Raw genomic sequence first — 22,870 nt, forward strand, 5'->3', positions numbered from 1 at the left:
GATGAGGTTTTGGCTAAGATACGTTGGCCTTTAGTCGCACGCCGGTTCCACAAGTGGCTCGCCCTTGTGGTCGGTGTGCAAGTCTTGGCTTGGTCGTTGACCGGATTTTACATGGTGGCGATTAATATCAGCCACATTCATGGTGATCATCTGGTGAAAACACCAGCCGCACAGCCTTTTGATCTCAGCCAGTTGGTGTCGCCGTCACAGATTGTGACGGCGGCCCCAACCGCCAGCGAAATCAGCTTGACGCGCCGATTGAACCAAGCCGTCTGGAAAGCGGTTTCGCCCGATGGTCCGGCATTGTTTGATGCCAAGACTGGCGAGAAACTGGCTCCGCCGAATGAGGCAGAGATTAAGCGCTATGCCCAAGCCCTTTATACAGGGGATGGGGACATTATATCTGTTCGTTTGCTGACCAAGGGGTTGCAGGAAACGGGCGGACGCAAACCGCCATTTTGGCAGGTTGAATTTGAAGGGTGGAACCGCCCAACGCTATATTTGTCTGCGCAAACGGGCGAGCTGATGGCCAAGCGTCATTTCGCATGGCGTGGCTTTGACATCGCATGGATGCTGCACATCATGGATTATGATGAGCGGTCGGACGTGAACAATTTGTTGCTGCGTACCGTAACATGGCTGAGCTTTGGCATGGCGGTGAGCGGTGCATGGCTGTTGTTCTGGGCCTTTCCGCGCAAACGCAAAAAGAAAAAAGCCGTGATCAAGGAGCAGGGCGTATGAGCAAATTTCGCCTTTCTCCCTTGATGTTCCGGAAAATCCACAAATGGGTGGGTTTGGTGCTGGGCCTGCAATTTATTTTGTGGACACTCAGCGGGTCGATGATGGCCTTGTTGGATAAGGACAAGGTTCGTACCCATGGCAGCCATGATATGGCGGCCCATGGCCATGTGTTGCCGCAGGGGGATTATTTTGATCCCGCGAAATTGGCGGAGCATGGCCCTGTGTTGGGCGTCAATATCGTCGATTTGATGGGCTATCCTGTCTATGAAGTTCGCACGCCGCGCGGCGTGAAGCTGGTCGACGCAACGGATGGCACCTTGGTCAAGGTGGATCCAGATACCGCGACCTATGTCGCCCAAATGATGCTGAACGCGCCGGTCGCCAGCGTGGAGCCGATGGCGCGGCCCAATTTGGAAACCCGCGATCATAGCGGCCCGATGTGGCGCGTCAATTTCGCGGATGAAGACAATAGCACCGGATATGTTTCGGCACAGACGGGGCGTTTTCTGGAACTGCGGAACGATTATTACCGGACATGGGATTTCTTCTGGATGCTGCACAATATGGATTATGCCAATCGTGCCAGTTTTAACCATCCACTGATCATTTTTGTGGCCTTTGGCACATTATGGCTGTCGATCACAGGTTTTTACCTGTTGTTCAAAAGCTTTAACAAAAATGATTTCCGCTGGTTACGCCGCCGGAAAAAGCCTGTGATTCGGGTGATCAAAGAGGCAGCGTAAAAATTATATCCGCTGATCATGAAGAAAAAGGCCGCTGATCGATAGGATCGGCGGCCTTTTTTACTCGGACTGGGATTGGATATAGGCAATGATATCTGCACGGTCCAAGGGATGGGCAACGCCGCTGAATTGCATGGTTGTCGCGGGGATCATGGCTTTTGGATTTTTCATCCATTGATCCAATGTTTCGGCGTCCCAATGTCCGGCATAATCGCGCAGCATGGCGGTGTAGCCAAAACGCGGACTGTTTGTCGCAAAGGGTTGATTGTAAATATTATAAAGATTGGGACCGCCAATGTCGGGCGCATTGGGACGGATATGGTGGCAGGCCGCACATTGGGTGAATTTGCGCGCGCCGATTTTGGGGTCTGCAACGCGCATTAGGGCCGATAGATCTGGATTGGGGCCAGCTTGTGCCATCCGTTGGTCGCGGCTGTCGTCGCCGCCGCCGCAAGCCGCAAGCGAGAATGTGGACAGGGCCAAAAGGGGAGCCCGAAAAAGCGAAGATAGGTGGGTCATCATGGTGGCGCGTTAGCCTGAGTTGGTGCCGCTGAATATGGGGCGAATTGACCGAGGCGGACGGTCGCAGAAAAAACGACCCCAGTGAAGGCTGCACTGCGGTCGGAGGGGGCAAAGTGGTCGAAAGGGGGCCCGTTCATGCCATCCACAGCGCGGCATGGGCGGCGCTGTGAATGGCGATGTTGGACGGAATGATAATCAGACTGGCTGGTTGTAAATTTCCGTCGGACCGGGATATTCGCGGCCATCGTCCACGCCAATTTCGCGGGCGACCAGTGCATTGACCATTTTGTTCAGCCGCAGAATATTGTCCCGCTGCTTGCGGTCATAGGCCAGATTGACCAGTTCATTCGGGTCGGCCACCGTGTCATAAAGTTCCAGATCGTTCATCGCGCTGAGCGTTTTCCAATCTTGAGGCTGATGGTGGTGGGCTGGCGCAAAATAGCGGGCAAATTTCCAGCGGCCGTCATGGACACCGCGATGCAAGCGGCGCTTGCTGAGGTCAAACTGGCGCGCATAATCCGGTTCGCCCGTTGCCAATTTGGCACCGCGCGCATCCTTTTCACTGGACGGTTCCCACATATGCGCGACGGCATAGTTGAACAAATGCCCATATTTATCCCGCGCCGTTGGCGCATCGGGGGATGCCAGCAAGGCGGATACGTCAATCCCCGGAAGATTGGGGTAACGGGACGCGATATCTTGGTTCGATAGCCCTGCAAGGGACATTAGGGTTGGCGCGATATCGACCGCACCCATTAATTTCTTCGTAGTACGCCCGCCCGCAAAATCGGGGTGAACGATGATCATCGGAATATTGGTTTCCTCGCGATAGATGGTCGCGCCTTTTTGACGCAGGCCATGTGCGCCTGCGCGTTCGCCATGATCGCTGGTGTAAATGATGATCGTATTGTCCATTTGGCCGCTTTCCTTGAGCGCCCATAACAATTGATCAATGCGGCGGTCGACGTCACGCAAGCAATTGTAATAATAGTTGATGAAACGATGCCATGACGCTTCGTCATCGTGACGCATTTCACCGTAAAAACGGTTGTTCAAGTCCCGAATAGCGCGGTGAGCTTCGGGTTTGGTGGACAGATCGTCTTTGTAAAAGCTTTCTGGCAGATCAAAGCCATTATTTTCTTCATATAAGGGATCGCCAGGTTCGCGGCGCAGCGGGCCAAGCGCATTGGGGTGCGGGCGGCTGTCGGCTTGTTTACCGGTTGCGTCATAGAACATGATGTCATGTGGGTTCACCAGACCGACCACCTGAAACCATGGCTTGCCACCGGCTTTGTCGCGGCGAACATAGTCGAAGATGCTGCGTGCGGCGTCGCCAGCAACAAATTTGTCCGAACGGTAACCGTCCCATGTCAGGCCCAATTCTTCGCCGTCAAAGCCATAGTCATGAAAGCCATATTTCAGCATCGCATCTTCGGTGGACGGATAAATAGGGCCGGTGATCCGCGTCCAGTTTCGGTCATGGTTGATGCGGCTAAGGTGCCATTTGCCCTTGTAGCAGGTATAATAACCAGCATCTTGCATCATATGACCCAAGGTCGGAATATCTTCGGCGGCAACAGGGTGGGGTGCGTTGTCGCTGTTCAGGAACAGTCCTGAACGCTGGGTGTGCTGGCCTTGGAAAATTGTGCCGCGCGATGGGGTGCAAGGGGTGGTGTGAACGTGGAAATTTTCTACCAACAGGCCGCGCGACATAAGTTCGCGGTGGGCGGGCAGTTTTTCCAACAAGCCTTTGGGATAGCTGGCGATGCTTTGTTCTTGGTCTGTTACGATCATCAAGACGTTATATTTTTTGCCGTTTTTGGCAAAACTTGGCATGGCAATCCCCGCTGCCGCCAGCGCCCCGATACCGCCAACAAATGTGCGGCGATTAACATCCCAATTCATGAGATTCTCCCATTACGATATTATATAATCCCCACCGCCCGAAATAGGACGGTGGGGCAGGTGTTTTAGAATTTCACCGAGAAATCGACACCAAATTCGCGTGGTGCCTGATAAAATTGTGAAATGGGTGTGTTGCCCGCATTGGTCGCGCCGGAAATGACCTTTTTGTCGGTCAAGTTGGTGCCATAGGCGGTGACTTTCCATTGATCATCCTGACCAGCGAAGGAAATGCTGGCGTTCATCAGGACGACTTCATCACGGAAATATCCCGGATTATTGCTGCGACCCCATGTGTTATAACGCGCGGTGTAGCGGGCATCGCCGTGCAACTTAACTTCACCAAAGCTAGCGGGAATAGCGTAATCCAGCGACAGGCTACCGCTCCATTTGGGCGCATTGGCAAAAACAAGATGCGAATTGTCGACAGGGACTGCGTAGTTTCCGGTCGGGACGCCGTTGAGGATCACCGGTGTAGCGGGGCCGCATTGACCCGGATCGGTCTGACTGGTCGTAAAGACGCCATCGACATCGGCACAAAAGTCCGTGTAGCGGGCGTGCAGATAGGCCAAGTTGGTCCCAATGGTGAAGCCTGATGCCGGACGCAGCAGCGTTTCAATCTCGAAGCCATAGATTTTGGCGGCGGCGATATTGGTCGTGATATTTTCAGCGCGCACCGCGCCCATTTTGGTTACCGACCCTTGCAGGTCTTTGTATTTGTTTACAAAGCCAGCAATGTTGAAGCGCAATAAACGATCGAACAAATCGGTTTTTGCACCCACTTCAATCGCGTTGACACGTTCTGGATTATAGGGGCCGACATTTTCTGCGATGGTGCCGCGCGAATTATATCCGCCAGCCTTATAGCCTTGGGAATAATTGCCATAGACCATGATAGACGGGGTCACTTCATAGTTCACCGTCAGGCGCGGTGTGAATTCCGACCATGACGCTTCAAATGGATTGGCAAAGGACGATGTTTGCGTTCCGCTGTTAAAGACTTGGGACGCAATATGATATTTTTTACGGTCGTGGCTGTAACGGCCCCCGATGGACAGCGTCAGCCCGTCGGCGGGGTGGGCGTTGACCAGCATGAATGCGGCATAGCTTTCGGTGTTTTGGTTGAGCTGTGCGCGCGTCGTGAGGGTTGGGCTGGCCAATACCGTGCTATATTGGCGCCATTCGTCCGTTTGATAATAGACACCCACAACAAAATCGACCGGTTCGCCCGCTGGCGATGCATAACGCAGTTCCGCCGTTTTGGCTTCGCCGGAAAAATCACGGGTCACGTCCAATGCGGGGGCGGGATGGATCAAGCCATCATAATCGCCGCGCGTGACATAGGTTTGATGGCGATAGCCAAGAACCGCCGTCAGGCTGCCATAGCCCAGATCCAAATTGGAGGTTAGCGAACCACCATAGGTTTCGGTATTGGCATAGGGGTCGAAAAGGCTGGCGGTTTTATAAACGTCGGTCTTGGTTTCATCGGGCAGCAAGTCCCAGTTGGGGTCGCCATTGTCCAGAACATGCGGCGCGGGGCCCGCTGTTTTTTGCTTCAACCAATCGACCACCAGCGTGGTGTTGAAAGCACCACCACGATCATAGGCCAGCGCACCGCGCAGCGACTTGACGTTGCTGCCGTTCAGACGATTTCCGGTGATGACGTTGCGCGCATAGCCATTATAATCGCGGACGTTGACAGCCAGCTTTGCCGCCAAAGCGCCATCCGCGAATAGGCCGGTGTTGATCTTGCCACGAACCTGCTTCAGCCCAAATGAACCAAGCGACAAGCGAACTTCGCCGCCAAAGTCATCGGTTGGGCGCGCGCTGATGATGTTGATGGTGCCGGCCAGATTATTTTTGCCGAACAATACACCCTGTGGGCCTTTTAGAATCTCGACCCGTTCGACGTCGAACAGATCGAGCATGGTGCTGGATACGAAGGGAATGTAAACGCCGTCGATGATCGTGCTGACTTTGGGATCGGCGTTAGGGTCTGGATCGGCGCTGCTCATGCCGCGAATGGAGATCATGGGCACGTTGGCGACAAGACCTTGTGTTTGTAGCACGACGTTGGGCACAACACCGTTCAGGCTGGTGATGTTGGTGCTGCCGCTGGCTTCGACCATTTCTGCGTTGAAGGCGGAAATAGCAATTGGCACGTCTTGAATGCTTTCGGAACGGCGCTGAGCCGTTACCAATATTTCACCATATTCATTGGCGCTATCAGCCGAACTATTGCTTTGCGCCTCGGCAGCATAAGCCTGCGGCGCCATCACCGAAATAGCAGCAGCAGCGGACGACAGATATAATAACTTCAAATTCACCAAAATCCTCCCCTTTGATTGGCCAACGGACGCGTTTTTACGCTACCGAAACACACCAAGGGCGTGCGGTTACTATGGCCATCCAAATTTCACGTTCAGAAGCAGAGATTCCGCCATTTTGGCCGATATACCAAGCGTCACAAAGGCGTCTTGCGCGCCCAGCATAGCTATGACGTCAGTTTTTTATCATCTGATTCCGACTGTTAGCTTAATGGTCTAAAATAATACTTCAATAGCTAAGTATTATTTTTTGGAAATTTTGAATTCGTCGTTGAATATCATATTCTTATGGGTTTTCGAGCGGTGATGGCTGGCTGGATTGTGGCGGTGACATGCGATACGGCACTATTGTTTTTGCGGTGTTGCCACGCGCATCGCGATGGCTTGTCCGGTTCATGTACCGATATGCGCAAAACAAGACCGGCCTATGGGCACGCAATATTTTGCTGTTTGTTGTAAGGGCTTGGGGAAGGGGTGGTGGACGCACTTGGGCTCGAACCAAGGACCCGCTGATTAAGAGTCAGCTGCTCTACCAACTGAGCTATGCGTCCACAGGCGTTTTCACGCGTGGGTCAATGACGAACATTGACTTTGGTAATGGTGGACGCACTTGGGCTCGAACCAAGGACCCGCTGATTAAGAGTCAGCTGCTCTACCAACTGAGCTATGCGTCCATGCCGATTTGGGCGGCATTGCCGTAACCAAGAGAGCTTCTCGGCTGCGGTGGGGGGCCTTTAACAGTGGCATTTGGTCATGGCAATATATTTATCGGAAAATTTTACAAATTTTTGAAAGTAACGGGATAAATGGAAATTATGATGACGTGCTGGTCGCTTAATATCCGCTGCCTGTGCTGGCCGATCCGCCGGCTTTCCACGCGGCATAGCCACGATCCATTCGGTCCTTGATATTGCCACCCCAGCCTGCTTCAAAACCTTCGAGGGCCTGCATTGCCTTTTCCCTGTCATAGAGGAACGTGAAGATATCTTTGGCGATGGGGGCGGCGGCACGCGACCCACCCATGCCATGTTCGATCACCACCGATGCGGCATAGCGTGGGTTTTCCACCGGTGCGAAGCACACAAAGAGGCCATGGTCACGATATTTCCACTCGCCGCCCTGACCACGGGAACCAGAGGCCAAGCCGCGCACCTGCGCTGTGCCTGTTTTTCCGCCCATGGTTATGCCATCAAGCGGCAGGCGGCTGCGTACGGCGGTGCCCGCACCATTTACCACTTGGTTCATTCCCGCACGGGCGACAGCCAAAGCTTCGGGCATCAGCGGCAGGGGGGCATTGTCAAATTGTCGGTTAATCAGCCGAGGATATAGCGCCTTACCAGAGGCGATGCGCGCAACCATGACGGCAAGTTGCAGGGGATTAGCCAGCACATAGCCCTGACCAATGACGGCGTTTAAAGAATCCGATTTTGACCATTTTTGGTCATAGCGGCGCAATTTCCATTCGCTGTCGGGTATGGTGCCATAGCGTTGGTTGCTGCCGGCCAGTTGATATTCCTCGCCCAATCCCAGCATACGGGCGATGGGGGCAATGGCGTCATAGCCCAATTGGTCGCCCAGCCAGTAAAAATAGGCATTGCAGCTTTTGGCAATCGCGGTTTGCATGTCGATGGTGCCATGGCGGCCCATGCAGCGAAAAAAGCGATTGCCCAGACGATAGCCACCATTGCACGTATGGCGATGGCTGGGGTCGATGCCAGCTTGCACGGCCGCGATCACTGCCATGGGCTTGAGGGTGGACCCCGGCGGATAGAGGCCGCGCGTGGCTTTGTTGATCAAGGGTTGATGGTCGTCGGTGGTCAGCCACTTATATTCATTGGAACTGATACCATCGGAAAAGCTGTTGGGGTCAAAGCTGGGCATCGAGACGAACGAGAGAATGTCACCATTGGTGCAATCCATGACAACAACTGCGCCGGATTCACGGCCCATACGGCGGGCAGCAAATTCCTGTAAGTCGCTGTCGATGGTCAGATGGACGGTTTTGCCCTGAATATCGCTTTGGGAGCTGAGTTCACGCACAACGCGGCCACCGGCGGTGACTTCTACGCGCTTTGCGCCCGGCTTGCCCTTCAGCATGGGTTCGAAATATTTTTCCAAACCATCTTTGCCGATTTTGAACCCCGGCGTGACATAGAGGGGGTCCCGCGCGACCTTATATTCCTCGGAATTGGGGGTGCCGACATAGCCAATCAAATGGCCGACAGCCGCACCTGCGGGGTAATTGCGGGCAAAGCCGCGCTGGGGCGCTACGCCCTGTAAATCGGGCAGGCGTACAACAATCGCCGAATAATCTTCTTCGTTCAGAAATTCTTTGATCGCGACGGGTTGGAAGCCGGATGCGTGGTTCAGGTCGCGGTTGATACGCTCCATCTGATCGCCGTCCAGCTTGAGCAGTGTTTGCAGCTGACCCAGCACCAGTTCGCGATCTTTGAGCCGGTCGGGGATGATGTCGACGCGCAGGGACACCCGATTATCCGCCAAAGATTTTCCGTTGCGATCAACGATCCAGCCACGGCGCGGCGGCACCATCGTTAAGTTGATGCGATTGCTGTCGGATTGCAGCATATAACGATCATTATCGACGACCGCCACATAGCTTAGGCGGGCGACCAAGGCCGCCCCCAGCACCGCTTGCCCGCCGCCAACCAAAATGGACCGACGGGTGAAGGTAAAGCCACGCGAGGCTTCGGTGATGGGAAGTTTCTTGCTGCGCATAAAGATGAGTTTCGGCGGGAGTCTATCCCCGTTTCAAGCGAAATTTGTCCAACATGGCCGTCAGTCGCATGAATATGGGAAATAAGAGAGAAGAAATAATGATTTGGGGTGCAACCAGTTGCAGCATATGACCCCACGGTGCGTGCGAGTGGCTGAGTTTTGCGGAAATGGTTTGAATAAAGGCAATCAGCACCGCGGCGATCAGCCAATCATGCCAAAAGGCGCGCCATATCAGCCGTTCTGCAAAATAATGAACGACAAAGCTGGCAAAGGTCCACAAAAAGACGGCGCTGCCGATGGGGGCACCGCTGAACAAATCGTCCATTAAGCCCAAGGGCAGCCCAATCCAGATCGGCCAAATATCAGTGCGCAGCAATTGCCAGCATAGGAACAATAGCAAACCCATCGGCGGAACAACCGGCGAATTGGCGATGAGCGGCAGCATGGTTGGCAGAGCGGACGCGAAAATGACCGCGATGAGCGGGATGGAAATACGACGCCATGCGGGCGGCGGATCCCCAATATCTGGTCCGCGTTGATTGAGTGTGCGCGGGCTCATGGACGCGGTGCGGTGGCTGTGGTGGATGATGCCTTGGTGGCGGGGGCTTGGGCGGTGCTGGCGGGCGCTGCGCGCGGCGCGGGCTCAGCGGTCAGGTCTGGCATCGCCCCATTGGTTTCGGGAATGGCCTGTGCCTCGATGCTGCTGGGTGTATAGGGGCGCAGCACCGATACGGCATCGACCTTTGCAGGGTCGGCCAAGGGGCGCGCCAAAGCGCCATCATCCTTGCGGCGGATGACCACCGCAACGGGGATGTTCGGCGGATAAAGGCCGCCAATGCCCGATGTGACCAGAATGTCGCCGGGGCGGAACGGATTGTTCGCCACATTCAGGGTGCGAACATCCAGATCGCCATAGCCGCTGCCGGATATTTGGGCGGGCAAGCCGTCACGCGCGCGCCGAACCGGCACGACATTATCCACATCGCTGAGCAGCAAGACTTGGGACACCGACGGGCCTGCCGTTAATACACGGCCAATAAGTCCATCGGCTCCGCGCACGGGTTGGCCAGCGGCCACCCCCATGTTGCGACCAATGCTGAGCAGAGCGAGCCTTTTGGTGCTGGTGGAATTGGATGTGAGCAAATAGCCATTGGCTATGCCCATTTTATCCGTTTCCTGAAGCTTGAGCAGGCCCTTGAGTTGACGGGTTTGTTCTTGGAGCGCGCTGGTTTCCACCAATTGACGCCGCGCATCGGCCAATTCGCTGCGCAGGCGGCGATTTTGATCACCCGCATGGACATAGGCCGAGATATTGTCGTCGATACCGGAAATGGAGCCAATCATTTGGCGCGTAGCGCGGGCCACTGGTGCGGTTAGTTCATGCGCTGCAATCCGCAAATGGGCAAAGCCGAGCGGATCAGCGACCGATAAAACAGCCAGAAGCAACCCGCCTACAGCCCCTGTCACCGCAATGACATAGGCTGTAAACAGGCTGTTTTGGGCCTTGCGCGATTGCCCTGGACGTTGGTTTGCCGGGCTGGCCATGACGTCCTTTGCTTAGGCTTGGTGTAACACGCCGCGAAACGCGGGGTCTTCCAGTGCGCGTCCAGTGCCAATGGCCACGCAGGTCAGCGGGTCTTCGGCAACGGTGACGGGCAGGCCGGTGGCATCCCGCAGCAATTCATCCAATTCCGCGATCAGCGCGCCGCCGCCCGTCAGGACAATGCCTTGGTCGACAATATCGGCAGCCAATTCTGGCGCCGTATTTTCCAGCGCAATACGAACACCCTCAACAATCGTGCCAATGGGTTCTGCCAAAGCTTCGGCGATTTGCGCTTGGTTGATGGCGATTTCCTTGGGAACGCCGTTCACCAAGTCACGGCCCTTGATGTGGATGGTCACGCCAATGCCATCGGCCGGAATGCGGGCGATACCATAATCTTTTTTGATGCGTTCCGCCGTGGCTTCACCGATCAACAGATTATGGTGGCGGCGCACATAAGATACGATGGATTCGTCCATCTTGTCGCCGCCCGCACGAACCGAGGTGGTGTAAGCCAAGCCGCGAAGGCTGAGGACGGCCACTTCTGTGGTGCCGCCGCCAATGTCGACGACCATCGAACCAATGGGTTCGGTGACGGGCATGTCTGCGCCAATCGCCGCAGCCATAGGTTCTTCGATCAAATAGACTTCGCTGGCGCCCGCATTGCTGGCGGCGTCACGAATGGCGCGGCGTTCGACGCTGGTCGAACCCGATGGAACGCAGATAACGATTTCGGGGCTGCGAAACGCATTGGGCTTGCCGCCATGAACCTTGGTGATGAAATGTTTGATCATCTGTTCGGCGACATCAATATCCGCAATCACGCCGTCACGCAGGGGGCGGATCGCTTCGATGCTGTCGGGGGTTTTACCCATCATCAATTTCGCGTCGTCGCCAACAGCCTTCACGCGGCGGTGGCCGTTCAGCGTTTCCATTGCAACGACCGACGGTTCATTCAGCACAATGCCTTTACCGCGAACATAAACCACGGTGTTGGCTGTACCGAGGTCAATAGCCATGTCTTGAGAATTAAATTTAAACCAGCGTGAAAAGAAAGACATTCAATCTGCTTCCTGCGTCCGAGCGGCGACCATGGGCGAGTGGCAGCCATGGGGGCCACCAAATGCCCGTAAATGTGGCGCAACCGGCCCCGATAGCAAGCCTTTTCGCGATAAAATTTCACCGATCCAAATGGATTGATGAAAATGGGAAAGAAGCATGATCGGATGGGTCGCGATTTCGTTCCGACTGCGCTAGGTAGGGGCCTATGTCAATACGCCGTCTTCCCGAAACACTCGTAAATAGGATCGCAGCCGGTGAAGTGGTCGAAAGACCCGCTGCGGCGCTGAAGGAACTGATTGAAAACGCAATAGACGCGGGTTCGAATCGGATTTCTGTCCGAATCAGCGAGGGTGGTATCGCCCATATGGAAATAGAGGATGACGGTTGCGGCATGTCGCCCGCAGACATGGCTTTGGCGTTGGAGCGCCATGCCACGTCCAAGCTGCCCGACGATGCCATAGAAGATGTCGCGACCTTGGGTTTTCGCGGCGAAGCCTTGCCATCCATCGCCAGCGTCGCGCGCATGACGCTGGAAAGCCGCGTGGCGGGCCATGATGGATGGCGGCGCGGGGTGGACAATGGCGCGGTCGTGGCCGAAGGGCCGGCCGGATTGGCACCGGGAACGCGGGTGCGCGTCGATGATTTATTTGCCCGCATACCGGCCCGCCGAAAATTTTTGCGTTCTCCGCGCAGTGAATATGCCGCCTGTCTGGATGTTGTGCGGCGTTTGGCGATGGCACGGCCCGATATTGCCTTTACACTGGAACATGACGGCCGCCGGGTGCTGGATGTACAGGGCGATCAAGACCAATTGAGCCGCGTTGCGGCGCTGACCCACCGCGACTTGGCCAGCAACAGTATTGGCGTCGACCTGGAACGCGGCGATGTCTATTTGGGCGGGGTAATCAGCCTGCCGACCTATAATCGCGGCGTGGCGGACCACCAATATTTGTTCGTCAACGGTCGGCCCGTCAAAGACAAATTGTTGGTCGGGGCACTGCGGGCGGCCTATGCGGACTTGCTGGCGCGGGATCGGCACCCTGTTGTGGCGCTGTTTCTGGACGTGCCGCCGCGCGATGTGGATGTGAATGTCCATCCCGCCAAGACAGAGGTGCGCTTTCGCGACCCGCAGTTGATCCGTGGCTTGATCGTCGGCGGACTTCGCCGCGCGCTTGATGAGCATGGCTTTCGCGCGGTTCAGCGCCCCGCTGAAGCCGCGCTGGCGGCGTGGCAGCAGGAGCCGATGGCGCCGGCCCCAGCACCGCAAAGCAACTTTCTATTCACGCCAGCGCCGCAATATGGCGCGGCGGGACAGGCCGTTTTTGGCGCGCCAGCGGCAGGATCGCATCAAAGCCATGTTGAGCCGCCATATTCACCCCTTTCACCCCATTCACCGATCTCGGGTGAGCCAGATGAGGCGCGGGTTTATGATCGGGTGATGCCTTTTGCGGGCGCGGCTGCCCCCTTGGTGGGCCGCGCGGAACCGGCAACCGCGATGGTGCCCGACAGCCAGCGTCACCCCTTGGGCGTCGCGCGCGGCCAGATTGCCAATACCTATATTGTCGCGGAGGCCGAGGACGGCTTGGTGATCGTTGACCAACATGCCGCGCATGAGCGTTTGGTGCTGGAGCAGTTGAAACGCGGAATGGACGGCAAAGGCCCTGCGTCGCAAGGCTTGTTATTGCCAGAGGTGGTGGAGCTTGACGAACCGGCCTGTGATCGGTTGGAGGCGGCGTCCGCCCATTTGCAAGAATTGGGAGTGGAACTAGAGCGCTTTGGCCCGACGGCCGTAATGGTTCGCGCCACGCCCGCGATGCTGGGCAAGGTGGATTGCCACAAATTGGTGACCGACATTGCGGATGATCTGGCTGGATATGATGCAGCGCTTGGCCTGTCCGAAAAATTGGAATTGGTCGCTGCCACCATGGCCTGTCACGGAAGTGTGCGGGCAGGGCGAACATTGAGCGTTATGGAAATGAACGCCTTGCTGCGTCAGATGGAGGTCACGCCCCATAGCGGCCAGTGCAATCATGGTCGCCCGACATGGGTGAAATTGGCGATGGATGATGTGGAAAAACTGTTTGGGCGCAAGTGATCGCCGATGTTTCTTTGGCGCGTCATTGGGTCAATGGTGCGCGTGAAGCGGGCCTGATCCGCTAGTTCCTGAATATGACAATAGAAGCGGGTCAGTCACAAGCGGAGCGGCCGCTCTGTTCGTGCGTGGCCGCCGCGCGCGGGGCTGCTGGGCGTTGGTCGTCATTGCCGCATTTTTGTTGCTGAGCATTTCTTGAGATCGGATGGGCCGCGCATGGCGACTGGCCGAATATTATGAGCCGGAGGCTAGGTCGGATTCAGATTTTGATGCTGAGAAATGCATTGGCTAGATGAACAAATATTCACCTAGATGAACAATTATTCATCTATTGCTATCTGATATGATGATTTGGAAAAGTGTTTTGATTCGTTTCGTGGATTTTGGAAAGGTTCCATTAAACTATAAGAAATTTCATATAATAATTTTCACTGTTTTTGTGGAAAAAATTGAAATTTATAAAAATTCATATTTTTCATGTGTTTATTTGATTTCGTTCGCTTAAAAAGCTGATTTTTCGTGTTGCATCAATGCAACTAAATATTATTGCTCTTTTTTTTCAGGGTTCAATATACTTGACTCATAAAGCAATTTTTAACCATGTCGGCCGCGTGAATTTTGGACGGATATTGAAAGGTTCGATATGTTGAAAATTACTTTGGCTACTGCCGCTGCCGCTGCTGCGTTGATGGCAACCGGCGCTCAGGCGCAAGAAGGTCGCTGGGACGGCATTTACGGCGGTGTGCATGGCGCATGGTCGGACGGCAATGTGCAGGACAAGGCCAATCCGCAAGCTTCGAAGCAAGATATCGACGGCTGGCAGGGTGGTGTGCAGCTTGGCTTTAACAAGCAAAGCGGCAGCATGATGTTCGGTGTTGAAGCCGACGCGACCTTTGGCAAGAATAAGAAGAACTGGCTGGATAAAGAAAGCGGCGGTTCGCAATATAGTGCTTATTATGGCAGCGACAGCATCCGCACGTCGGGCACCATTCGCGCTCGCGCTGGTTGGGCTGGCGAGAAAGCTCTGGTCTATCTGACCGGTGGTCTGGCGATTGCTGACACCAAACATGGTCTGGGCTGTGATGGTTCGATCACCCCTGCGGCCATTGGTCGTTGCCATGGCGATGGTAGCGGAGACTTCTTTACCGAAGATAGCAAAACCCGCTTTGGTTATGTTGTCGGCGGCGGCGTTGAAGTTGCTGTAACCGAACGCGTGAGCATCAAGGGCGAATATAATTATCAGGACTATGGCACATCTGACGTTACGCTGAAGGATCCACTGTGGCCTACGGCGTCGGGTGAGCGTTCGTTCGACATCAGCAACCACATGGCGAAAGTCGGCGTGAACTTCCGTTTCTAATAACGGACAGAGCCGATTATTTGATCGGAACGAATAGAATAATAGGAAAGGGGGCCGCTAGGCCCCCTTTTTTTGTGTATAAAAGAAATTTGCTGGGGTCGTTATTTCGCCAACATACCAACGGCGTCGCTGGGTAAGGGCGTCACACCGATCATGCGCGCCACAAGGGGATAGGTTTCGATATTATCGACTGTCCCAATATCGCCCCGCAAATGGGTGCCATAGGCAATGAACAGGGCCAACATGTCTGGGTCCATATTGTCATAGCCATGAGACCCGCCATTGGCCGACCATGGTGCAGGACCAGCAAAGATAGACCAGCCGGGCTGGGCGATACAGATGATCGCTGCCACACGTGGGTTTTTCCCATAATGCAAGCGTTCAGGTAGGTCTTGGCGCTTGGAGCAATTCATATGATCGTGGGGCCGAAGCAGCGCGGCCTCCACCTCCGCTTCCTTGCCAGCTATCGGATCAATGGCCGCATAAGGCCCAACCTCGACAGCGCGGATGCTATCCAAGGAAAGGATATCGCTCAGTTGAATAACTTCGCTCTCACTTGTGGTGCGCATTCCATGGTCGGCGACAAGGATCAGACGAGCCGGTTGCTGCATGGCGGCAAGGCCGGATAGCAATTGGCCGATCTTCCGGTCCACATCAGCTATGGCGTCATTCACTTCGCGGCTGTCCGCACCGAAACGGTGACCGGCTGTGTCCACGGTGTCAAAATATAAGGTGATAAAGGCAGGGCGGATGTCGGCTGGGCGGCGGGCCCAGTCCAATACTGTGTTGACGCGTTGTTCGTTGCTAATCGCGCTATCGAACCGCACCCAGTCGCGCGGGCGTTGTTTGTGGAACGGCACCTCGCTGCCTGGCCAGAACATGGTGGCGGTGCGGACGCCTTGCTGTTCGGCCGTAATCCACAAAGGTTCGGCTTCATTCCACCAAAAAGGGTCCAGCGCCTGTTTCGGGTCGCCAAGCGAGAAGGTCTCGTTCGGGCGGCGCGGGTCGACCATATTATTGCCCACAATGCCGTTGCGGTCGGGCCGCTTGCCGGTGATGAGTGCATAATGATTGGGAAAGGTCTTGGTCGGAAAGGAGGGGCGCAATTTTCCAACAGCGCCTTGATCGGCCAAATTTTGCATTTGGGGCGTTAGGCCGCGCTCCAGATAATCGGCGCGAAAGCCGTCAATGGATATTAATATGGTGATGGGCGCGCGGGATGTCGCATCCATTATAGGGGCCGCATTTGAGGCTGACGTTGCTTTGTCCGCGCGGACGGCATGTTCTGCAGAGGCGGAAGGGGCCGCGCATAAGCATGCAAGCGTGGCTGCAATGGCGGTAAGGGATGTTTTTGCTGATTTAATCGCCATGATGGTCAGCCTTCCACCATTTTGATGCCGGTCAGGTCGCGCTCGACAAGGCCGGTGGCGCGGGTGGAAATTTGATTGGTTGGCGTTGACACTTTGTCCACAACGCGGAAATGGCTTTGCCACGCGTCGCGGTTTACATCGCAAATGACATAGCCGCGCTGGTCGTTGGCGAATTTCAATTCTGGATTGCGCGATAACCATTGGTCGGTGCCAGCCCGTTTATCGCTGCCATCGCCGCCGCTGGAAATGGACGTGGCAACAAATTCTGCGCCGACCACTTTGTCTTTTAACACCAGATCGCCGCAGAAATTTTGATGTTCGTCACCGGTCAGGACGACACAATTTCCAAGGCCTGCCATGCGCTGCAACATGCGTTCACGCGGGGCTTCATAGGCAGCCCAGCTGTCGAGGTTCAATATTTTGCGCTTGTCATCCATGTCGCGCTGGCGGTCCAGCGACATCATGGTGATTTGCTGAGCCAAGCCGTTCCAGACAGCACCGCCCTTTTTCATTTGGTCTGCAAGCCATTTTTCTTGCGCAGCGCCCAACACCTGTGCGTTTTTGGCAAAAACATCGGGGCAGGCGGGTTTGAAGCCGTCGCCGCACGGTTGGTCGTCGCGATATTGGCGCGTGTCCAGCAATTGCATGGACAGCAGATCACCCACCTGAAGCTCGCGGTTCAGCGCGACCATCCCACCGCGTGGCAACAAAGCGCGGCGCACTGGCATATGCTCATACCATGCCTGCATCGCCGCTTGCTTTTTCAGCATGAACACTTCGGGCGGGGCGGCGTCGGGATCATTGCCGTCCAAGCCCATTTTCCAATTGGCAATGTCGGAAACCCAATCATTGACGATTTCATGATCGTCGATGCTGGATAAAAAGGCATGGACACTGCGCGCAGCTTGTAAATCAATGTCGGTCAATTGCTGGGCATAGGCCAAGCGAAATTCATTCACATCGGTCAGCGAGCGAAAAGCATGTTTGCGCACGGGGCGGGAAGGCAGACCGTCGACGAACACATAGTCGCTGCTATATTCATAGATAAAGTCGCCATAATGATAGACGAAGGCCAAATCTTCTTTGGCCAAATGGCGATAGGCACCGAAATAACCGGCTTCAAAATGTTGGCATCCGGCGACGCCAAATTTGATCGCGTCAACGCGTGCCCCGATGGCGGGTAAGGTGCGCGCGCGCCCGCGCAGGCTGCGTTCCCCCGCCGCCGTAAAACGATAATAATAGGGCCGATTGGGTTGCAGGCCGCTAAGTTCGACATGAACGCTGTGCGCCAATTCGGGGCGGGCCAATTCGGTGCCCTTGGCGACGATATTCCGAAAGCCGCCATCACTGGCCACTTCCCATTCGACGGGCACGTTCACGCGCGGCATCCCGCCATGCAAGGCCAAAGGTTCGGGGGCTAGCCGCGTCCAAATAACAAAGCCGTCGCTGGCCGGATCACCTGCCGCCACGCCCAATTGGAATGGATAGTCCCGTAAATATCCCTGTGCTCGCAAAATTGCTGGGGCAGCAAGGCCGGAGATAGTAGCTCCGGCAAGGAAATGGCGGCGGTGTAACATGAAATCAGGCTCCGGGGGAAAGGCGACTCGTTATGTCGCCGATACACCCCGAAGTGTGACACGGCAAAAACATCGTTTCCTTGGCAACCAAAATGTGGTCGCCAAGGATGTGATGTTTTTTCTTAGTGATTTGATATTAAATGATATATTTTATCATCCATAGGGCCATAGTGATCATCATCAGATTTTCCGTTAATGACACAAAGCCCAATGGAACATTGGTGTTGCCGCCTACGCAGGCGCATTTCAGTTCGCGCTTGTCGATATAAACGGCCTTATAGACTGACACAGCGCCAATGGTTGCGATAAACAGCGCGACGGGGATGGACAGCCATGGAAGGATGTGGGCGGCCATTAGCACACCCGCCAGACCTTCGGCAAAGGGATAGATGCTGGCATAAGGAACCCACCGGCGGGCCAGCAAGTCGTAATTGAGGAACATCGTTGAAAAACGGCCAATGTCCTGAAGCTTGAGAATGGCCAACATGACCATGCTGAACGAAATAAACCATTCGGCGGCGCGGATCGTGAAGGCATTGCCATAGACCGCATAGCTGACGGCCAAGGCCAATAGCGCGGTCATGGAAAATAGCGCAATGATCGGGCGATATGTTGGCTTGCTGGGGTCGGGCACCTTGAGACCCAAAAAGCGGCGCAGATCATCATGACCGCCGATGCGAACACCGTCGATGAAGATTTGCGGCGTGGTTTGCACACCATATTCGGCTTTGAATGCGTCTGTCTCTTCCCGCGAAGTCAGGTGATGGTCCGTCACCTGATAGCCATGTTTCTCGAGCAGATATTTGGCTTTTAGGCCGAATGGACAGATATGATGTTCAAACACCATGCGATGAAGGGTTGCTTGCTTGGTCATACCATCCTTATACCCTCTGTATCATGGTACGGAGTCAAGCATGAATTACACCATCGGTAAATTGGCACAATCGGCTGGTGTCGGGGTGGAGACCGTTCGTTATTATCAACGGCGCGGTTTGCTGGCTGTGCCATCGCAATCGGGCGGATCCGTTCGACGCTATGACCAACAGGATTTGCGACGGCTGCGCTTTATCAAATCGGCGCAGGCGGCCGGATTTACGTTGACGGAAATTGGGAATTTATTGGCGTTGGAGGGCGATAAAGATCGCGGCGCTGTGCGGGCCTTAGCTTTGAAGCGTCTTGAGGCGTTGGATATTAAAATCGGCGAGCTTAGCGCAGCGCGGGCAGCCTTGGCACGTTTGGCGCAAGATTGCGCCGCCCGTGAAGATGCTGGGGAAGCGGGATGCCCCATTTTAACGGCTTTTGACCCCATAGCGGAATAATTTTCGCGCAGGCCCTATGTTGCGGGCCGCCTTTCCGGCTTCGCTATATATTGTCACAAAAATAGACAGATAGAGACAAGGCCCCCTCGACCAGATTGTTTTGTTCACTTATGCGCTTGCAGATGACGCGCAAAATTTGGCGCGAGGAGAGCAGTGTGACGATCGATCAATATGCCGGCTTGGGTTTTTGGAAAGCGGCATCGCCAGATATTCAAAATCAGGTAAGCTTGATTTTACGTGATTTGGTGCAAAAGCATGGCACCGCGTTGGTCGATAGCTTTTATTCTGCTTTTTTGGTCCATGACGAAGGGCGCAGCTTTTTGGACCATGCCGTTGTGCAGACACGGCTTAGTCGTTCCATGGAGACATGGTTGACGGATTTGGTGCATCTGGACCTGCATGGCGATTTGAGCGCATTTCTGACGCAGCAGGAAAAAGTCGGCTCCATTCATGGCCGAATGAAGGTTCCCGCACAGTTGGTGCATCAGGGCGCCAGCTTGCTAAAAAGTCATATGAGCCAGTTGCTGCACGAGCAGATGGTGGAGGGATCCAACCAAGCCAGCTACGCTGTGCCCGCGATTATCATATTGGATGAACTCATCGATTTTGCACTGTGCATGATGAACCAAGCCCATGTGATCGACGCACAGGAACGTGCCCAGATGGACGAGGCTTATCGTCACTTTTCTTTGGGCCAAGATATTAATCTGGAACGCGAAACGCAGCGCGCCGCGCTGATGGAATGGAGCCAAGAGGCGCTGTTTAACCTGTTCACGACCCACATAAGGGAGCTGCCGCAGAAAATAACGGCCTCTGCCTTTGGGTTGTGGATGCGGCACCGTGCAGCCGTTTTGTTCCAGGACAGCGGTGCCTTGCGTGCAATTGAACGGGTGATGGATGAGATCGATACCCAGATTTTGCCGCAGATTATCGCCAGCGATGATCGGTCTTTGCTGTTGATTGCGTTGAAAGAAAAGGTGGAGGAGGTAGGCTTTTTGCTTGCCAATTTGTTTAACGCCGCCGCCATGTTGGAAAGCGGACGCGACCCGTTAACCCGCGCGCTGAGCCGCAGATTCCTGCCGTCTGTCCTGAACCGCGAGATTATGTTGGCCAAGTCGCATGAAACACCCTTGTGCGTGGCGATGATTGATATTGACCATTTCAAACATGTGAATGACGCTTTTGGCCATGGCGTGGGCGACACGGTGTTAAGCCATGTGGCGGATGTCTTGCTTAATGCTGTGCGGGCGAATGACTTCGTCTTCCGATACGGCGGCGAGGAGTTTCTGGTGGTGTTTCCGGCGACCGAATTGGCGGATGCCACGGCTGCTATGGAGCGGCTGCGCACGCGCGTTGAAAAACTGCCCATCGCCATTCGGGAAGGCGCTCCGGTGCGGGTCAGCCTGTCGGCCGGCGTGGCCAGTTTTGAAGGTCATCCGGACTATGAATATCTGATCCGAAACGCCGATGCCATGCTATATCAGGCGAAGAATTCCGGCCGGAATAAAGTGGTAGCGCAGGGGTGAATATTGCCCCTATTGCCGTATAAAAAAAACGCCGCTGGATGCTCCATGCGGCGTTTTTTTAAGGCTTGTGCGCTGAGTGTGCGCTTAGCTGTGCAAGAAGTGCATCACGTCGCCGTCTTGGACGACATAGGCCTTTCCTTCGGCGCGTAGCTTTCCGGCTTCGCGAGCACGCGCTTCGCCGCCCAGCGCGACATAGTCATCATAGGCAATGGTTTCGGCGCGGATGAAGCCTTTTTGGAAATCTGTATGAATTTCACCAGCCGCTTCGGGGGCGGATGCGCCCTTGTGGACCGTCCATGCGCGGGCTTCTTTTGGACCAACAGTGAAGAAGGTTTGCAGGCTGAGCAGTTCATAACCGGCGCGAATAACGCGTGCTAGCCCTGCTTCGGTCAGGCCCATTTCTTCGAGGAACATGACGCGATCATCGGGTTCCATCGCCACCAATTCGCTTTCGATCGCGGCGGAGACAATCACGGCTTGGGCACCTTCGGCCTGTGCGCGGGCGAAGACTGCGGCGCTATGCGCATTGCCATTGGCGGCTGCACCTTCTTCGACATTGCACACATATAGCACGGGCTTGCTGGTCAATAATTGGGCCTGTGCCAAAACGCGGCTTTCGTCGTCATCCTTGGGCTGAGCCAAGCGGGCGGGCTTGCCATCGCGCAGCAATTCTAGAACCTGCGTGAAAATGCTGATGGAAATCTTGGCTTCTTTGTCGCCGCCATTGGCTTTTTTCTGCAAGGCGGGCAGGCGCTTTTCTAGGCTTTCCAAGTCCGAAAGCAGCAATTCGGTATCCACGGTTTCCGCGTCGGCCACGGGGTCGACTTTGTTTTCGACGTGCTGAATATCATCATCTTCGAAGCAACGCAGAACATGGACAATAGCGTCCACTTCCCGGATGTTGCCAAGAAACTGGTTGCCCAAACCTTCGCCCTTGGATGCACCGCGCACCAAGCCCGCAATATCGACAAAGGCCAATTGCGTTGGGATGATTTTCTGGCTGCCCGCGATTTTCGCCAATTGATCGAGGCGAGGGTCGGGAACCGACACATTGCCGATATTGGGTTCAATGGTGCAGAAGGGATAATTGGCCGCCTGCGCCGCCTGCGTTTCTGTCAAGGCGTTGAACAGGGTGGACTTGCCGACATTGGGCAGTCCCACGATGCCACATTTAAAACCCATGATGATCTGTCTTTCACAAAGATGTCGCCTGCGGCGAGCCGATATGGGACGCGCGCTAGCGTGATTTTGCAAATTTTTCCAGCCCCGTTGCATGTCGATGCGGACGAAGCACGGAATATTTATGGGGTTGCCATTCATTCAGCTGGAATGGTTATGAGAAAAGCATGGTCAAGGAAGGTGGTTGCTTTGCAGTTGATGTTGAAATTGAGCTTGTGCGCCATTTTGTCTGCGGCGGGGACGTCGGTGAATGTTGCGGCACAAGGCGCTGGTTTCGAAGCCGAAGTGCTGCACGAGTTGAACCTGTTGCGCAGCGATCCTGATGCCTATTCGGATGATATTGCTGCCACGCGGGAGCGGTTCGACGGCAAGATTTTGCGTGGGCGGCGCGATGGTGAAATTGATATTATGACCAATGAAGGCGTGGCAGCGGTGAACGAGGCTGTGCGCGCGTTGCGGGCTGCGCCGCCAGTGCCGACGCTAAGCCAAAGTGCGTTGCTGGCAGTGATCGCATCCGATTTGGTGCGGGAGCAATCGCGATCAGGTGCGTTGGGGCACATATCCAACGGGCGGGGGCCCGCAGATCGGTCGATCGCGCGCGGTGGTGGGCGCTATCTGAGCGAGATTATCACTTATGGCCATAGTGATCCGGCATCGGTGATTGAGCAATTTGTGGTGGGCGATGGTGTGCCCGGGCGCGGGCACCGAAAGACGGTGTTGGCTGGGGAGTTTCGTTATGCTGGCGTCGCATGTGGGCGCCACCCTGTGCACCGCGTCATGTGCGTGATTATGCTGTCGCAAACCGAACAGGCCAAGGCTCCGCCGCCAAAGCGGGGCCTTGTGGCTGAATAGCTATCTCTGCGCGGTGGTT

At 55.2% G+C, this 22,870-nt stretch carries 18 protein-coding genes and 2 tRNA genes; 7 read left to right on the plus strand and 13 right to left on the minus strand.

Annotated elements, in window-relative coordinates; all coding sequences use genetic code 11:
- Positions 1 to 9 precede the first annotated feature (9 nt).
- Both LKO31_RS13580 and LKO31_RS13585 read left to right on the plus strand, forming a co-directional pair.
- Positions 10 to 741 (plus strand): PepSY domain-containing protein, encoded by a 732-nt coding sequence (locus tag LKO31_RS13580; RefSeq protein WP_227691084.1) that lies wholly within the window; start codon positions 10 to 12, stop codon positions 739 to 741.
- The gene (locus tag LKO31_RS13585) at positions 738 to 1,484 is read left to right on the plus strand and encodes a PepSY domain-containing protein (protein WP_227691085.1); all 747 of its coding nucleotides are present in this window, start codon (positions 738 to 740) and stop codon (positions 1,482 to 1,484) included. The genes LKO31_RS13580 and LKO31_RS13585 overlap by 4 nt, the downstream gene beginning before the upstream one ends.
- Before the next feature lie 60 nt (positions 1,485 to 1,544).
- Here the strand turns inward: LKO31_RS13585 and LKO31_RS13590 are convergent, their stop codons facing one another.
- The 9 genes from LKO31_RS13590 to LKO31_RS13630 form a co-directional block, all read right to left on the minus strand.
- Positions 1,545 to 1,967 carry a c-type cytochrome gene (locus LKO31_RS13590; protein WP_227691086.1) on the minus strand — a complete coding sequence of 141 codons (423 nt, stop codon included), beginning with the start codon at positions 1,965 to 1,967 and terminating at the stop codon, positions 1,545 to 1,547.
- A 234-nt stretch (positions 1,968 to 2,201) separates the two neighbouring features.
- Positions 2,202 to 3,911 carry a sulfatase-like hydrolase/transferase gene (locus LKO31_RS13595; protein ID WP_227691087.1) on the minus strand — a complete coding sequence of 570 codons (1,710 nt, stop codon included), beginning with the start codon at positions 3,909 to 3,911 and terminating at the stop codon, positions 2,202 to 2,204.
- 65 nt (positions 3,912 to 3,976) lie between these two features.
- Entirely contained in the window at positions 3,977 to 6,235 is a 2,259-nt protein-coding gene (locus tag LKO31_RS13600; protein WP_227691260.1) for a TonB-dependent receptor, read from the minus strand.
- A 475-nt stretch (positions 6,236 to 6,710) separates the two neighbouring features.
- Positions 6,711 to 6,786, minus strand: a tRNA-Lys gene (locus tag LKO31_RS13605).
- 47 nt (positions 6,787 to 6,833) lie between these two features.
- A tRNA-Lys gene (locus tag LKO31_RS13610) sits at positions 6,834 to 6,909 on the minus strand.
- 160 nt (positions 6,910 to 7,069) lie between these two features.
- Positions 7,070 to 8,971, minus strand: a complete 1,902-nt coding sequence (gene mrdA / locus LKO31_RS13615; RefSeq protein ID WP_227691088.1) for a penicillin-binding protein 2 — start codon at positions 8,969 to 8,971, stop codon at positions 7,070 to 7,072.
- Positions 8,972 to 8,993: 22 nt separating this feature from the next.
- Positions 8,994 to 9,530, minus strand: coding sequence for a rod shape-determining protein MreD (locus LKO31_RS13620; RefSeq protein WP_227691089.1), 537 nt, complete (start codon positions 9,528 to 9,530; stop codon positions 8,994 to 8,996).
- On the minus strand, positions 9,527 to 10,516 hold the full coding sequence (gene mreC / locus LKO31_RS13625) for a rod shape-determining protein MreC (RefSeq protein WP_227691090.1): 990 nt from the start codon (positions 10,514 to 10,516) through the stop codon (positions 9,527 to 9,529). The genes LKO31_RS13620 and mreC overlap by 4 nt, the downstream gene beginning before the upstream one ends.
- Before the next feature lie 12 nt (positions 10,517 to 10,528).
- Complete coding sequence (locus tag LKO31_RS13630) at positions 10,529 to 11,575, minus strand: rod shape-determining protein (RefSeq protein ID WP_227691091.1); 1,047 nt, start codon at positions 11,573 to 11,575, stop codon at positions 10,529 to 10,531.
- Positions 11,576 to 11,781: 206 nt separating this feature from the next.
- On the opposite strand from LKO31_RS13630, the gene mutL reads away from it, so the two are divergent.
- Both mutL and LKO31_RS13640 read left to right on the plus strand, forming a co-directional pair.
- Positions 11,782 to 13,671, plus strand: coding sequence for a DNA mismatch repair endonuclease MutL (gene mutL / locus LKO31_RS13635; RefSeq protein ID WP_227691092.1), 1,890 nt, complete (start codon positions 11,782 to 11,784; stop codon positions 13,669 to 13,671).
- A gap of 640 nt (positions 13,672 to 14,311) precedes the next feature.
- Entirely contained in the window at positions 14,312 to 15,028 is a 717-nt protein-coding gene (locus LKO31_RS13640; protein ID WP_227691093.1) for an outer membrane protein, read from the plus strand.
- 101 nt (positions 15,029 to 15,129) lie between these two features.
- Here the strand turns inward: LKO31_RS13640 and LKO31_RS13645 are convergent, their stop codons facing one another.
- The 3 genes from LKO31_RS13645 to LKO31_RS13655 form a co-directional block, all read right to left on the minus strand.
- The gene (locus LKO31_RS13645; protein WP_227691094.1) at positions 15,130 to 16,260 is read right to left on the minus strand and encodes a nucleotide pyrophosphatase/phosphodiesterase family protein; all 1,131 of its coding nucleotides are present in this window, start codon (positions 16,258 to 16,260) and stop codon (positions 15,130 to 15,132) included.
- Positions 16,261 to 16,403: 143 nt separating this feature from the next.
- Complete coding sequence (locus LKO31_RS13650) at positions 16,404 to 17,975, minus strand: alkaline phosphatase D family protein (RefSeq protein ID WP_227691095.1); 1,572 nt, start codon at positions 17,973 to 17,975, stop codon at positions 16,404 to 16,406.
- Between the two features lie 136 nt (positions 17,976 to 18,111).
- Complete coding sequence (locus LKO31_RS13655; protein ID WP_227691096.1) at positions 18,112 to 18,849, minus strand: glutaredoxin; 738 nt, start codon at positions 18,847 to 18,849, stop codon at positions 18,112 to 18,114.
- Between the two features lie 40 nt (positions 18,850 to 18,889).
- Here LKO31_RS13655 and LKO31_RS13660 point away from each other — a divergent pair, with 40 nt between their 5' ends.
- Both LKO31_RS13660 and LKO31_RS13665 read left to right on the plus strand, forming a co-directional pair.
- Entirely contained in the window at positions 18,890 to 19,294 is a 405-nt protein-coding gene (locus LKO31_RS13660) for a MerR family transcriptional regulator (protein WP_227691097.1), read from the plus strand.
- Positions 19,295 to 19,416: 122 nt separating this feature from the next.
- Positions 19,417 to 20,820, plus strand: a complete 1,404-nt coding sequence (locus tag LKO31_RS13665; RefSeq protein ID WP_227691098.1) for a GGDEF domain-containing protein — start codon at positions 19,417 to 19,419, stop codon at positions 20,818 to 20,820.
- Between the two features lie 84 nt (positions 20,821 to 20,904).
- On the opposite strand, the gene ychF is transcribed toward LKO31_RS13665, so the two are convergent.
- The gene (gene ychF, locus LKO31_RS13670; RefSeq protein WP_227691099.1) at positions 20,905 to 22,002 is read right to left on the minus strand and encodes a redox-regulated ATPase YchF; all 1,098 of its coding nucleotides are present in this window, start codon (positions 22,000 to 22,002) and stop codon (positions 20,905 to 20,907) included.
- A gap of 153 nt (positions 22,003 to 22,155) precedes the next feature.
- On the opposite strand from ychF, the gene LKO31_RS13675 reads away from it, so the two are divergent.
- The gene (locus LKO31_RS13675; RefSeq protein WP_227691100.1) at positions 22,156 to 22,851 is read left to right on the plus strand and encodes a CAP domain-containing protein; all 696 of its coding nucleotides are present in this window, start codon (positions 22,156 to 22,158) and stop codon (positions 22,849 to 22,851) included.
- Positions 22,852 to 22,870: the final 19 nt, after the last annotated feature.

Source organism: Sphingopyxis yananensis (genome assembly GCF_020687785.1).
Lineage (GTDB): Bacteria > Pseudomonadota > Alphaproteobacteria > Sphingomonadales > Sphingomonadaceae > Sphingopyxis > Sphingopyxis yananensis.